We start from the raw sequence: 12,647 nt of genomic DNA, 5'->3' as shown, positions 1-12,647 counted from the left end.
CCCGAGGGCGACGGCCCGACTCTTCACTCACTGAACTGGAGCTTTGCATGACAAGCCCGACCATCGAACGGATGGACGCAATCATCGTCGACCTGCCGACCATCCGCCCGCACAAACTGGCCATGCACACGATGCAGCAGCAGACCTTGGTGGTCCTGCGCCTGCGCTGCAGCGACGGCGTCGAAGGCATCGGCGAGGCCACCACGATCGGCGGCCTGGCCTACGGCTATGAAAGCCCCGAGGGCATCAAGGCCAACATCGACGCGCACCTGGCGCCTGCGCTGATCGGCCTGCCGGCGGACAACATCAACGCCGCCATGCTCAAGTTGGACAAGCTGGCCAAGGGCAACACCTTCGCCAAGTCCGGCATCGAAAGCGCCTTGCTCGACGCCCAGGGCAAGCGCCTAGGCCTGCCGGTCAGCGAGCTGCTCGGCGGCCGGGTGCGCGACAGCCTGGAAGTGGCCTGGACCTTGGCCAGCGGCGACACCGCCCGCGACATCGGCGAGGCCGAGCACATGCTGGAGATTCGCCGGCACCGGGTATTCAAGCTGAAGATCGGCGCCAACCCGCTGGAGCAGGACTTGAAGCACGTGGTCGCGATCAAGCGCGAACTCGGCGAGCGCGCCAGCGTGCGGGTCGATGTCAACCAGTACTGGGACGAGTCGCAATCCATCCGCGCCTGCCAGCTGCTCGGCGACAACGGCATCGACCTGATCGAACAGCCGATTTCGCGCATCAACCGCAGTGGCCAGGTGCGCCTGAACCAGCGCAGCCCGGCGCCGATCATGGCCGACGAATCCATCGAAAGCGTCGAGGATGCCTTCAGCCTGGCCGCCGACGGTGCGGCCAGCATCTTCGCTCTGAAGATCGCCAAGAACGGCGGCCCACGCGCCGTGCTGCGCACCGCGCAGATCGCTGAAGCGGCCGGTATCGCCCTGTACGGCGGGACCATGCTCGAAGGCTCGATCGGCACCCTGGCCTCGGCCCATGCCTTTCTCACCCTGCGCCAGCTGACCTGGGGCACTGAGCTTTTCGGGCCGCTGCTGCTGACCGAAGAGATCGTCAACGAGCCGCCGCAGTACCACGACTTCCAGCTGCACGTGCCACGCGCTCCGGGCCTGGGCCTGACCCTCGACGAACACCGGCTGGCACGATTTGCCCGCCTCTGAAAGAACACACAAAACCCCTGTGGGAGCGTGCAAGCTTTTGGAAATAGGAGAAAACAACATGCTGTTCCACGTGAAGATGACCGTGAAGCTGCCGGTCGACATGGACCCGGCCAAGGCCGCGCAGCTCAAGGCCGACGAGAAGGAACTGGCCCAGCGCCTGCAGCATGAAGGCACCTGGCGCCACTTGTGGCGCATCGCCGGGCACTACGCCAACTACAGCGTGTTCGACCTGCCCAGCGTCGAGGCGTTGCACGACACGCTGATGCAGTTGCCGCTGTTCCCGTACATGGACATCGAGGTCGACGGCCTGTGCCGCCACCCGTCGTCGATCCACAGCGACGACCGCTGATTCAACCCTTTGCACAAGAACAAGATGAGGTAACCATCATGACCGTGAAGATTTCCCAGACTGCCGATATCCAGCAGTTCTTCGAAGAAGCCGCCGGCTTCGGTAATGACCAAGGCAGCCCGCGCCTCAAGCGCATCATCCAGCGTGTGCTGCATGACACTGCACGCCTGATCGAAGACCTGGAAATCACCGAGGACGAGTTCTGGCATGCCGTCGACTACCTCAACCGCCTTGGTGGGCGCGGTGAGGCCGGGCTGCTGGTGGCGGGCCTGGGCATCGAGCACTTCATCGACCTGCTGCAGGATGCCAAGGATGCCGCAGCCGGCTTGACCGGCGGCACGCCGCGCACCATCGAAGGCCCGCTGTACGTGGCCGGCGCACCGCTTGCCCAGGGTGAAGTGCGCATGGACGATGGCAGCGAAGACGGCGTGGCCACGGTCATGCTGCTCGAGGGCCGGGTGCTTGACCCGCAAGGCCAGCCGCTGGCCGGGGCCATTGTTGACCTGTGGCATGCCAATACCCGTGGCACCTATTCGTTCTTCGACCAGAGCCAGTCCGAGTACAACCTGCGCCGACGCATCGTCACCGATGCCGAAGGCCGTTATCGCGCGCGCTCCATCGTGCCGTCGGGTTATGGCTGCGACCCGCAGGGCCCGACCCAGGAATGCCTGGACCTGCTCGGCCGCCACGGCCAGCGCCCGGCCCATTTGCATTTCTTTGTCTCGGCAGCGGGGCACCGCCACCTGACCACGCAGATCAACCTGGCCGGCGACAAGTACCTGTGGGACGACTTCGCCTACGCAACCCGTGACGGGCTGGTGGGCGAGGTAGTGTTCCATGAAGGGGTCGAGGGCCGTTATGCCGAGCTGAAGTTCGACTTCCAGTTGCAGAAGGCCCAGGCCAATACCGATGAACAGCGTAGCGGGCGGCCGCGGGCGTTGCAGGAGGCCTGAGATAGCGCGACGCTTTTTTTGTGGGTACGCCTGCTCCCACCCGCGAAGCGGGCCATGCAGGCTTCTGCTACCTGTTGTCACACTCCGGCATTTGCACGCGTCGGGTTTACAGGGTTAGGTTTCCACCATTGTTCATTGAGGGAGCTGACCTTTGGACTCGATCACCCAAGCCGTGCTCGGTGCTGCGCTGCAAGGCACGGTACTCGGCCGCATCCAGGGCCGGCGCTCGCTCATCTATGGCGCCGTGCTGGGCACCGTGCCGGACCTCGACGTGGTGATCCGCTACGCCGACCCGGTGTCACAGATGACCTACCACCGCGGTTTCTCCCATTCGATTTTCGTCCTTATCGGGTTGGCCTTGCTGCTGGCCTGGCTGGTCAACCGGCTTGGCCGAACGCGCTGGCCCGACAAGGGCTACACCTTGCCCCGGCTGTTCCTGGCGTTCTGGCTGGTACTGGTGACCCACCCCATCCTTGACGCCTTCACGGTCTACGGCACCCAGCTGTTCTGGCCGTTGCACTTCACCCCGCTGAGCTGGGCGGCAGTGTTCATCATCGACCCGGTGTATACCGTGCCGCTGTTGGCGGCGGTGGCCTATGCAGCTTTCAAGGGGCTGCAGGGCAGGGCGATAGCGTTTTTGAGCCTGGCATTGCTGTTCAGCACAGCCTACCTGGGTTTCGGCCTGACCGGGCGCATGGCAGCCGAGCAGCGAATGCAAACCGCGCTCGACGCACAGGGCATCGGGGTGAGCGAAGTGCGCGCAGTGCCGATGGCCTTCAACAGCCTGGTCTGGCGGGTACTGGCGAAGACCCCGGATGGCCACTATTACGAAGGCATCAGCAGCGTATTTGACCGCGAAGCGCCGGAAATGCAACGCTTGCCGTTGAACCTGGACGCGGCGAAGGCGTTGGGCGGTTCTGCGTTGCTCCAGCGCTTGCGCTGGTTCACCGACGACTGGCTGCGCTATGACGTGATCGGTAGCGCGCTGGTGGTCACTGACCTGCGCATGGGCATCCCGGGCAATTACACCTTCCGCTTCAACATGGCCCATCGCGACAGCCAGGGCAATTGGATCGTCGACCGCCCGAGCATCTGGAGAAGCTCCGGCGCGGGCTCGATGTTCAGCAGTGCTGACCTGGTACTGATCTGGCGGCGCATCCTCGACCAGCAACCACCGTTGCCACTGGCAGCCTGGACCAGCAAGTACCCCGGGCACGCCAGCGAACCTGGGCGCTAGGGCGTGCGCTCGGCGGGGCTGGACCTGGTCAAGTGGGTGGCGATCGTGACCATGGTCGCCGACCATGTGCGGTTCATCTGGCCCGCAGCGCAAGGCCTGTTCATCGTCGGCCGGTTCGCGTTTCCCTTGTTCTGCCTGGCCATGGCGGTCAACGTGGCCCGCGCTGGCAAGATCAACCTGCGCTACCTCGGGTGGATGCTCGCTTTTGCCGTGTTGTCCGAAGCGCCCTATCGCTGGCTGGATCCTGACTCGCAGACCTTCAGCATCATTCCCACGCTGGCCCTGGGTCTGGTGGTCGCATGGGGTGTACAGCATCAGCAGCTTTGGGTTCGGCTGGCCGGGCTTGCTGCGCTTCTGTTCGCTGCACTGTGCAGCGAACGTTTGATGTACGGCCTGCCGGGCGTGTTGCTACCGGCAGGCTGGCTGTTGGCGCGTTGCCAGGGTGGGCTGACCTGGCTGTTGCCGTGCCTGCTCGCCGTGGCAGGCAACCTGACCAACAGTTGGCTGCGCGGGCATCTCGGGGCCTCGGTAACCTTGCTCACCATGGCCGCTGCGGCACTGGCCATTCCCATCGGCTGCCTGCTACTGCGGGTCGAGCATTGGCCGGTGCCAGCGGTGCGACGTTGGGGCTATTGGTTCTACCCTGTGCACTTGTTGCTCATCAAAGTGCTTGTTTAAGCCTTGCAAATTGCCCATGAGCCCGGCAAACAGTTTCGTGAGGGCCAAGCTGTTTCCTACGAAGTAGGCATTGATGAACAAGGCCGACTTTACGCTTTCAATGTGCAGATTGAAGTCGACCCCCCGTGCATTGATCAGGCTGCTGGGGAAGGGGGAGCCTTCAAGCTCCCTTCTTCAGTAACAGGCCTGCATCGGCGGGGTCCATACCAACCTTGGACGCGACGAGTCAGCGCTTGAGGGGCTTTGAGAGGTTGCTGGCACCTTGAATCAGCCAATCAGCTGAAGTGCCTCCTCCAGGCTCAAGGATCGCTTCATCCGTTGTGACAGCGTCGCCATGGCATCCGAATAGCCCTTGGCAATCACTGCCTCGACCTGTTCCCCGACACACTGCAAGGCAATGAAGTCGCCTTTCTCCGGCTCCCCAACGAACTCGATACGGTCCCAGTCCCGGGCATGCCCCAGCACCTCGTAGGTGCGCCCGTGCTGGTAGGTCCAGAAAAACGGCACATCGTTGTAGCGGCGCTGTTCACCTAACATGTTGGCTGCGGCGATCACTCCATGCTGCTGGGCCAGCCGCCAGTGCTCGATGCGCACCGGCCGCCCCGCATGAGGGAAGGTGGCGATGTCGCCAGCAGCCCATAGCCCCTCGGCGGCATGCAATCCGGCATCGACAGCCAGCGACTGGTCCTTGGCCAACGGCACGCCTTGCACGAAGGCAGTGGCGGGCCGCACACCGGTGCCGAGCAGCACCAGCGGTGTGACCAGCTTTTCGCCATTGGCCAGCTGCACGGCCTCGACCTTGTCTTCGCCAAGGAACCGTTCGACCTCGGTCGGGCCATGAAAGACCACGCCCTTGCGTTCATGCAGCTCACGTATACAACGGCCGATACGCTCACCGAACTGCTTGGCCAGCGGGACTTCGTGACGGCTGACCACATGCACCTGCGCGCCGTACTTTCGCAGTGCCGAGGCGGCTTCCAGGCCAATGAAGCTGTCTCCGACAATGACCACCGGCTGCCCGGGTTCGGCGGCATCGAGCAGGCGTGCGGCATCCTCGCGCGAGCGCAAGGTCATGATCCCGGGCAGGTCGACCCCTGGCAGCTGCGGACGCACTGGTTTGCCGCCAGTGGCCAGCAGCGCCGCGTCGTAATCGATGTGCTGGCCGTCGGCGAGGGTGATCTGGCGCTTTTTCGCATCCAGAGCCCGGACTTTGCCGAAACGCCGATCGAGATGGCCTCTGCGCAGCTGGCCGGGCTCGATCAAGGCTGACACCTCGTCCGGCGCCATCTCGCCGGCGATGACGAATTTGCTCAAGGCGGTACGGTCGTAGGCGGGTTGGCGCTCCTGGTCGAGCCAGATCAGGTGCCCGCCAAAGCCGTGGTCGAGCAGTGTGGCAACGGCCGCCGAGCCGGCGGCACCGGCACCGATTACCACGAAGGTGCGGGCATCGCTGTGACGCGGCGGCTCGTGCTTTGGCAGCGGCTGGTCATCGACCCACACTTCACCGTCCTTGACCCACGCCCGGTAGCGGCGCAGGTCGGTCAAGGCCGGAGGTTCACAGACTGCACCTTCGTCGACGGCAAACGCCGCCTTGTGCCAGGGGCAGATCAGCAGGCCGCCACAGACCACGCCTTCTTCCAATGGCGCGCCTGCGTGCGGGCAGTTGCCCTGGTAGGCATGGACCTGATCGCCCTGGCGGACCAGGATCATTTCTTCGTTGCCTGCCTGGACGCGCAAGGGGCGTTTGGGATCGAGCTGTTCGAGGCGGGCCACGGCGTGCTGGGTCATGGGGCTTCTCCAAAGGGGCCTTTGGAGACATTTGACGCCTGAGGGGGGAGGGGGATGCGTTGAGCTGACGATCGGTGGGGGATTGTGCCGGCCTCTTCGCGGGTGAACCCGCTCCCACAGGTACTGCATAGCCTTTGAGGCCTGCATGATGCCCGTGGGGGCGGGCGAGTCGAACCGCGGCGTATGCCTTAATTGGCCTGTGCAGTATTGAGTGCACCAGCCCGGGTAACCCGCAGGGCCACCAGGCTACCCACCACGATCAACGCGGCCAGCGAATACAGTGCCGCATCGGTCGAACCGGTCTGGTCCTTGATGAAACCGACCAGATACGGGCTGAGGAACCCGGCCATCTGGCCCACCGAGTTGATGATCGCCAGGCCCGCCACTGCGGCACTGGCGCTGAGCAGTGCGGTCGGCATCGGCCAGAACATCGGCAAGCCGGTGAGGGCGCCCATGGTGGCGATCGACAGGCCGAGGATGGCAAGGGTCGGGTTGCCGGCGAAGTTGACCGCGATCAGCAGGCCGACGGCGCCCATCAGCATCGGTACCACAAGATGCCAGCGGCGCTCGTTGCGCAGGTCAGCCGAGCGCCCGCAGAGGATCATGAACACGCCGGCCAGCAGGTACGGAATGGCGCTCAGCCAGCCGATCAGCAGCGGGTTGTCGAAGCCCATGTTCTTGATGATCGACGGCAGCCAGAAGTTGATCGCGTAGACGCCGCTCTGGATGCAGAAGTAGACGAAGCCGAAGGTCCAGATCAGCGGGTTGGTCAGCACGGCCATCACGCTGTCGCCACGGGTGGTTGGCTTGCTGGCGGCGTCGGCCTCAAGGTCGGCGGCGATCAGCTGGCGCTCGGCGGTGCTCAGCCAGGCGGCTTTCTGATAGCCGTCGCTGAGCAGCTTGATGGCCAGCACGCCGAGGAGCACGGTAGGCACACCCTGGATCAGGAACATCCACTGCCAGCCGGCCAGGCCATGCTGGCCGGCGGCGAAATGGTCGAGGATCCAGCCCGAGAACGGCCCGCCGAGCAGGCCCGACACCGGGATCGCCGACATGAACAGGGCCATGATGCGGCCACGACGGTCAGCCGGGAACCAGCGCGAGAGGTACAGCACCACGCCGGGGAAGAAGCCCGCTTCGGCGGCGCCGGTCAGCAGGCGCAGGGTGTAGAACTCGGTCGGGGTGGTGACGAACAGCAGGCAGGTCGACAGGCTGCCCCAGGCGATCATCATCGCGGCAATCCAGCGCCGTGGGCCGAAGCGGTTGAGCGCCAGGTTGCTCGGCAGGCCGCAAAGGACGTAGCCGATGAAGAAGATGCCGGCGCCAAGGCCGTACACGGTTTCGCTGAACTTCAAAGCGTCGAGCATCTGCAGCTTGGCGAAGCCGACGTTGACGCGGTCCAGGTAGTTGAACAGGTAGCAGATGAAAATGAACGGAATCAGCCGCAAGGTAATGCGCCGGTACAGCGCGTTGCGGGTGATGTCGGTGCCTTGGTCAGGGGCAGGGCTGTGTGCCATGATCGTGGTCTCTGTTGTTATGGTTGTCGCCGCGTCGCCTGTGCCGGCGCTCGCCCTGACGAGTCTCGGGGAGTGCGACGCGCCTGTCTTTGTGCGTTTGCACAGCGTATCGTGCATGGCGCTGTGCTGCCGTACAAAAGCTGACACGTTTAAGGATCGCTGAATGTTCGAACTGGACCATGACCTGGCGCAGGATATCGTCGATCGGGCGATGGCCATTCTGCCGTGCAACGTCAACGTCATGGACAGCCAGGGGCTGATCCTGGGCAGTGGCGAACCGGAGCGCATCAACACCCGCCACGAGGGTGCGCAACTGGTGTTGGCCAATGGCCGGGTGGTCGAGCTGGACGTTGACGCGGCCAAGTGCCTCAAGGGCGTGCAGCCTGGGGTCAACCTGCCGCTGATGCTCGACGGGCGCCTGATCGGCGTGCTCGGCCTGACCGGCGACCCGCAGCAACTGCGCACTTACGGCGAGCTGGTGCGCATGACTGCCGAAATGCTCCTGGCGCAGCGCCATCTGCAGGTTGAGCAGCAGTGGCGGCGCCAGCGTTGCGACGACTTGCTGGCGCTGCTGCTCGGCGGCAGTGGCGATTCGCCGCGGCTGCTGGACGAGGCGCAGCAGCTGGGCCTGAAACCCCAGTTGCCACGGGTGCCGTGCCTGTTCGAGCTGCAGTCCGGGCCGCCTGCCGAAACGCTGTCGGCCTGGTTGATGAGCCGCTATCCGGAAAGCTGGTGCGTCAGCCCTTCGCGCGAGTCACTGCTGTGGTGCCGGCCGGCAGGGCTGGTGCTGGATGAAGCGCGCCTGATCGAACGCCTGCGTCGCCACGGCTGGGAAGTCGAACGCCTGGCGTTGGGCAGCGCGGCGCAGAGCCTGGAGCAGCTGCGTCGGAGTTATCGACGGGTGCGTGACTTGCTGGCTTATGGGCGTGAGGTGCTGCCGCAAGAACAACTGCTGAGCCTCAGCCGCTACCGCTTGCCGGCCTTGCTCTGGCGCCACCGCAACGAAGATGCGCTGGATGAACTGCTGGAGCCATTGCAGCGCATTCGCGCCCGCGATGCCAGCGGCCAATTATTGACCACGCTGCGCGCCTGGTGCGCGCACGATGGCCAGAGCCAGTCCTGTGCCGATGCCTTGGGCATCCACCGCAACAGCCTCCGCTACCGCCTGGAGCGCATCGCCGAACTGGGCGAAGTAGACCCGCTGCGCCTGGAAGGCATGCTAAGCCTGTACCTGGGGCTGCAACTACTGCCGGCCGACTGAGCGCCAACGAAGGCATTTGCCCAAACAACGCCGCCGGGATTTTGTGCATCCGACCGAGGCCGGCGCGCCAGACAGCTGTCAGCATGCCCGTCATCAGGACAGGAGAATCCCTATGAAAATCGTGATCGCCCCCGACTCGTTCAAGGACAGCCTCGACGCTGCCGGCGTCGCCCATGCCATCGCCCTGGGCTTGGGCGAGGCGTTGCCCGCCGCCGAACTGGTCGAATGCCCGATGGCCGATGGCGGCGAAGGCACCATGGAGGCGATCGTCGCTGCCAGCCACGGCGAACTGCGCCGGCTGGTCGTGCGCGGGCCGCTGGGGCAGCACGTCAACGCCGGCTGGGGCTGGCTGGCGGACAGCCGCACCGCGGTGATCGAGATGGCCCAGGCCAGCGGTATCCAGTTGGTGCCCAATGGCCAGCGCGACGCCTGCCGCAGCAGCACTTGGGGCACCGGCGAGCTGATCGCCGCCGCCCTGGCGGCCGGGGCGCAACGTATCGTCCTGGCCATCGGCGGCAGTGCCACCAACGATGGCGGCAGCGGCATGCTGCGCGCCCTGGGCCTGCGCCTGCTGGATGCCGACGGGCAAGCGCTGGATGAGGGTGGGCTGGCCTTGGGGCGGCTGGCCCGGATCGATGCCAGTGGCCTGGACCCGCGCCTGGCCCAGGTGCAGGTTGAAGTGGCAGCCGATGTCGACAACCCGCTGTGTGGCGTCAATGGCGCCTCGGCGATCTTCGGCCCGCAGAAGGGCGCCAGCCCGGAGCAGGTGCAGGCCCTGGATCGGGCCCTTGGCCATTTCGCCGACCACTGTGCGCAATTGCTGGGTGAAGACGTGCGCGACTTCCCAGGTTGCGGCGCGGCAGGCGGAATGGGCTTTGCCGCCAAGGCCTTCATGGGCGCACGCTTCCGTCCAGGCGTGGAAGTGGTCGCCGAACTGGCCGGCCTGGACGCGCTGGTGCAAGGTGCCGACCTGGTGATCACCGGGGAAGGGCGCTTCGACGCCCAGACCCTGCGCGGCAAGACCCCCATGGGTGTGGCGCGCGTGGCCAAGCGTCACGGGGTGCCGGTGGTGGTGCTGGCGGGGACCTTGGGCGAAGGCTATCAACAACTCTATGCCCACGGGATCGACGCCGCGTTCGCGCTGGCCAGCGGGCCTATGACGTTGGAACAGGCATGTGCTGACGCCGCACAGTTGTTGCAGGCGCGGGCCGGTGACATTGCCCGCGTCTGGCGCTGCGTCACAAACCGCTGAACGCTTCGGAAAAAGCCGTCGGCATTGAGGCATAGGCTGGATGGCGGCCAGGTTTTTTGCACGGAGGATCCGAAACTTCTGCGGATCCTCCCCAGGGGCAAGAAAAATGGCTTTATCCCGAGGCATGTTCGTCTGCAAGAACCAAGGGCCATCCCAGCCTTACGACTTCAGCCATCCCCTCGCCGTGGCGGCTGGTGATGTCCTTCAGATATTCATCCACGGCATCGGCAATGTCGAAGTGGATCACGCCACCTGGCGTACCCGCCGTTGTTGCCTGATTCCCCAGTTGCTAACAAGTATCGGTGATCGTGCCACTGTGCATATTCACCTGTCGAACAGTGCCAATGTCGTTGTAAAACGGTACCTGGCATTGGCAGAGTCTGCCCAGCCGAGCGCGGCGGCCTTGATCTCGACGCTGATCAAGGGGCCTATAGGCAGGCAAGCTACGCTGCGCGTCAGGATGGAGAATTGTGCCAATGTTTCATTGGCCCATGACCAGAGTCGCCTTGAGATTGCTGGTGGGTCGCTGATCGACTCATTGGTGGACCTGCCCGCTGGCAGCCCGCCGTTGGCAAACGTGGAACTCGATATCGTGCTCAGACGCTGCGCCCAGGTCAGTGCTCGCAGCACGGCAACCGCATCGGGCAGCGTGCATGTGCACAAAGGTCAGCTGATCAACGAAATTTCGGACTGCCAGGCCATCGTCGGTAGCCGAATCCAGATCCACGCGCAAGCGGTGGCCAACGTGCGGGTGCGCGACCTGCGCATCGAGGATGGCGAACTGTTCGACGAAGTGCTGGATGCAACGCAGATCGACAACAGCACCGTTCGGATCAACCTCATGGCAGTGGGTAATGCACATGCGCACAGCATCGTCATCACTGAAGGCGAGTTAGTTGACGAGGTGCTGGATGTTCAGTCGATCGACGCCAGCACGGTCTCGCTCACCCTGGCGTGCGTGGCATGCGCTCAGGCCGGCTACTTGTCGATAGCGTGTGGCGAGCTTATGGATGAGGTGATCGACGCCAGTGAAACCCTCAGTGCAAGCGACATCAGCGTGAGCATGTACCGTGTCGGCTGTTTCAAAGGCGTCAGGGCGACAATACGTTCGGGTGAACTGGTCGATGAAATCGTCGATGCTACGACGCTTTCAGGTTGCGACGTCTCGATACGATTGCATCAAATAGCCAACGTCGACTGCCAGCGCCTGAGTTTGCACGACGCGCAGTTGCTTGATGAGGTCGTTGATTGCGCAACCCTGGGCGCGGGGTCTGCGGTAAGTCTGCATATCCACAATAGCGCCTGCATCCGGGCAGCCAGCCTGCTCATGGAAAACAGTCAACTGATGGACGCGCTGATTGACGCTCATACCATTGCCCCAGGGGGTGTAAAGCTCAGCGTCTCCAGCTCGTTCAAGGAATGCCCCGATCCGCCAGGGGTGCCTGTATGCGCGCCGTTTCTTCCTGCAGGTAAGCGATCAGCGCGGTGATCTCGGTATCGCCCAGGCGCATGTTGGGCATGGCCAGGCGGTTGTACTGTTCATAGAGCAGGGTGGCCAGCGGTTCCCGCTCGGCCAGCATCTGGTCCGGTTCCTTCAGCCAGCGTTTCAACCAGCTTGGGTCGCGTTGCTGGGTCACGCCGAGCAGATCAGGGCCGATGCCGGGTTGGCCGGGTTCGGTGTTGCCCACGGTGTGACATGAAGAGCAGCGGGTGCGGAAGATCTGTTCGCCACTGCTGGGTGGGCGGATCTGCGGTGCGCTGGCGTAGTCATTGGTCATGGCACTGGCCTGTTTCCAGTTGTGCAGGCTGTTGCCCAGGCGGTCGGCGAGGATGTAGGGGCTTTCGAATGGTGAAGCCTTCATCCAGCGGCCAGTGGCCTGGTTGCCGATGATCAGGCTCAGGTTGTGGTCCTTGGAGCGGCCGTTCTCCAGGCCTTCGATGTACAGGCCCAGGCGCCGACGCAGCTGTTCAATATCATCAGGCTCGCCGGTGAGCAGGGTCCAGCCGGGGCCGATGCCGAACTTTTCGGCGTAGCGCTTGAGGGTGGCGGGGGTGTCGTTGTAGGGATCGATGCTGATGGAGTAGAGGAAGATGTCCTTGCCCACGCGGTCTCCGAGGATCTTCTGTACCTGGCGCAAGCGCGCGGTTTCCACGGGGCATGAGTCGGAACAGCCGGTGAAGATGAAGTTGATCGCCACCACCTTGTCCTTGATCAGGTCGTCGAAGAAGCGCACCTGCTTGCCGTCCTGGTTGACCAGCGGAGTGTTGGGGAAGTAGCTGGCACCCCACGGCGTGGCAGCCTCGGCCGAGGGCGCCGATTGAGCTGGCTTGATCGGCCAGTAGTGAGTACCGGCAGCGAACAGGGTGAGGGCAAGCAGAACACGCCATGACAGGGCCATGATGTCATTCCTCCAGTGGTGGTGCAGCCGGGGCCGCAAGGCGG

The 12,647-nt window shown here is 64.2% G+C and carries 11 protein-coding genes; 8 read left to right on the top strand and 3 right to left on the bottom strand.

Features of this window, described 5'->3' with window-relative positions; genetic code table 11:
- Positions 1–47: 47 nt before the first annotated feature.
- The 5 genes from ACQKPS_RS03480 to ACQKPS_RS03460 all read left to right on the top strand — a co-directional run bounded on the left by ACQKPS_RS03480 (position 48) and on the right by ACQKPS_RS03460 (position 4,386).
- Positions 48–1,169, top strand: coding sequence for a muconate cycloisomerase family protein (locus ACQKPS_RS03480; RefSeq protein ID WP_427602727.1), 1,122 nt, complete (start codon positions 48–50; stop codon positions 1,167–1,169).
- Positions 1,170–1,227: 58 nt separating this feature from the next.
- A complete protein-coding gene (catC, locus tag ACQKPS_RS03475; protein WP_254485401.1) occupies positions 1,228–1,518 on the top strand; it encodes a muconolactone Delta-isomerase in 291 nt (96 codons plus the stop codon).
- 38 nt (positions 1,519–1,556) lie between these two features.
- Positions 1,557–2,471 carry a catechol 1,2-dioxygenase gene (gene catA / locus ACQKPS_RS03470; protein WP_427602725.1) on the top strand — a complete coding sequence of 305 codons (915 nt, stop codon included), beginning with the start codon at positions 1,557–1,559 and terminating at the stop codon, positions 2,469–2,471.
- Positions 2,472–2,622: 151 nt separating this feature from the next.
- A complete protein-coding gene (locus ACQKPS_RS03465; protein ID WP_427602723.1) occupies positions 2,623–3,708 on the top strand; it encodes a metal-dependent hydrolase in 1,086 nt (361 codons plus the stop codon).
- 3 nt (positions 3,709–3,711) lie between these two features.
- Positions 3,712–4,386 (top strand): TraX family protein, encoded by a 675-nt coding sequence (locus ACQKPS_RS03460; protein ID WP_254485404.1) that lies wholly within the window; start codon positions 3,712–3,714, stop codon positions 4,384–4,386.
- Between the two features lie 267 nt (positions 4,387–4,653).
- Here ACQKPS_RS03460 and ACQKPS_RS03455 read toward each other — a convergent pair whose 3' ends face one another.
- Together ACQKPS_RS03455 and ACQKPS_RS03450 are read right to left on the bottom strand one after the other, a co-directional pair.
- On the bottom strand, positions 4,654–6,174 hold the full coding sequence (locus ACQKPS_RS03455; protein ID WP_427602721.1) for an FAD-dependent oxidoreductase: 1,521 nt from the start codon (positions 6,172–6,174) through the stop codon (positions 4,654–4,656).
- 188 nt (positions 6,175–6,362) lie between these two features.
- Positions 6,363–7,691, bottom strand: a complete 1,329-nt coding sequence (locus ACQKPS_RS03450; protein WP_427602719.1) for an MFS transporter — start codon at positions 7,689–7,691, stop codon at positions 6,363–6,365.
- A gap of 163 nt (positions 7,692–7,854) precedes the next feature.
- Between ACQKPS_RS03450 and ACQKPS_RS03445 the strand changes: the two genes are divergently transcribed.
- The 3 genes from ACQKPS_RS03445 to ACQKPS_RS03435 all read left to right on the top strand — a co-directional run bounded on the left by ACQKPS_RS03445 (position 7,855) and on the right by ACQKPS_RS03435 (position 11,693).
- Complete coding sequence (locus ACQKPS_RS03445; protein WP_427602717.1) at positions 7,855–8,952, top strand: sugar diacid recognition domain-containing protein; 1,098 nt, start codon at positions 7,855–7,857, stop codon at positions 8,950–8,952.
- A 112-nt stretch (positions 8,953–9,064) separates the two neighbouring features.
- A complete protein-coding gene (locus ACQKPS_RS03440; RefSeq protein WP_427602715.1) occupies positions 9,065–10,204 on the top strand; it encodes a glycerate kinase in 1,140 nt (379 codons plus the stop codon).
- 106 nt (positions 10,205–10,310) lie between these two features.
- Positions 10,311–11,693, top strand: coding sequence for a hypothetical protein (locus tag ACQKPS_RS03435; protein WP_427602714.1), 1,383 nt, complete (start codon positions 10,311–10,313; stop codon positions 11,691–11,693).
- On the opposite strand, the gene ACQKPS_RS03430 is transcribed toward ACQKPS_RS03435, so the two are convergent.
- A complete protein-coding gene (locus tag ACQKPS_RS03430) occupies positions 11,617–12,603 on the bottom strand; it encodes an SCO family protein (RefSeq protein WP_427602712.1) in 987 nt (328 codons plus the stop codon). The two genes, ACQKPS_RS03435 and ACQKPS_RS03430, sit on opposite strands and share 77 nt — an antisense overlap.
- Positions 12,604–12,647: the final 44 nt, after the last annotated feature.

Origin of the sequence: Pseudomonas sp. NPDC086566, from assembly GCF_050280885.1 — a bacterium.
Taxonomy (GTDB): Bacteria; Pseudomonadota; Gammaproteobacteria; order Pseudomonadales; family Pseudomonadaceae; genus Aquipseudomonas; species Aquipseudomonas vlassakiae.
The sequence above is the reverse complement of the archived record's forward strand: the minus strand, read 5'-3'. Positions and strand labels throughout refer to the sequence as shown.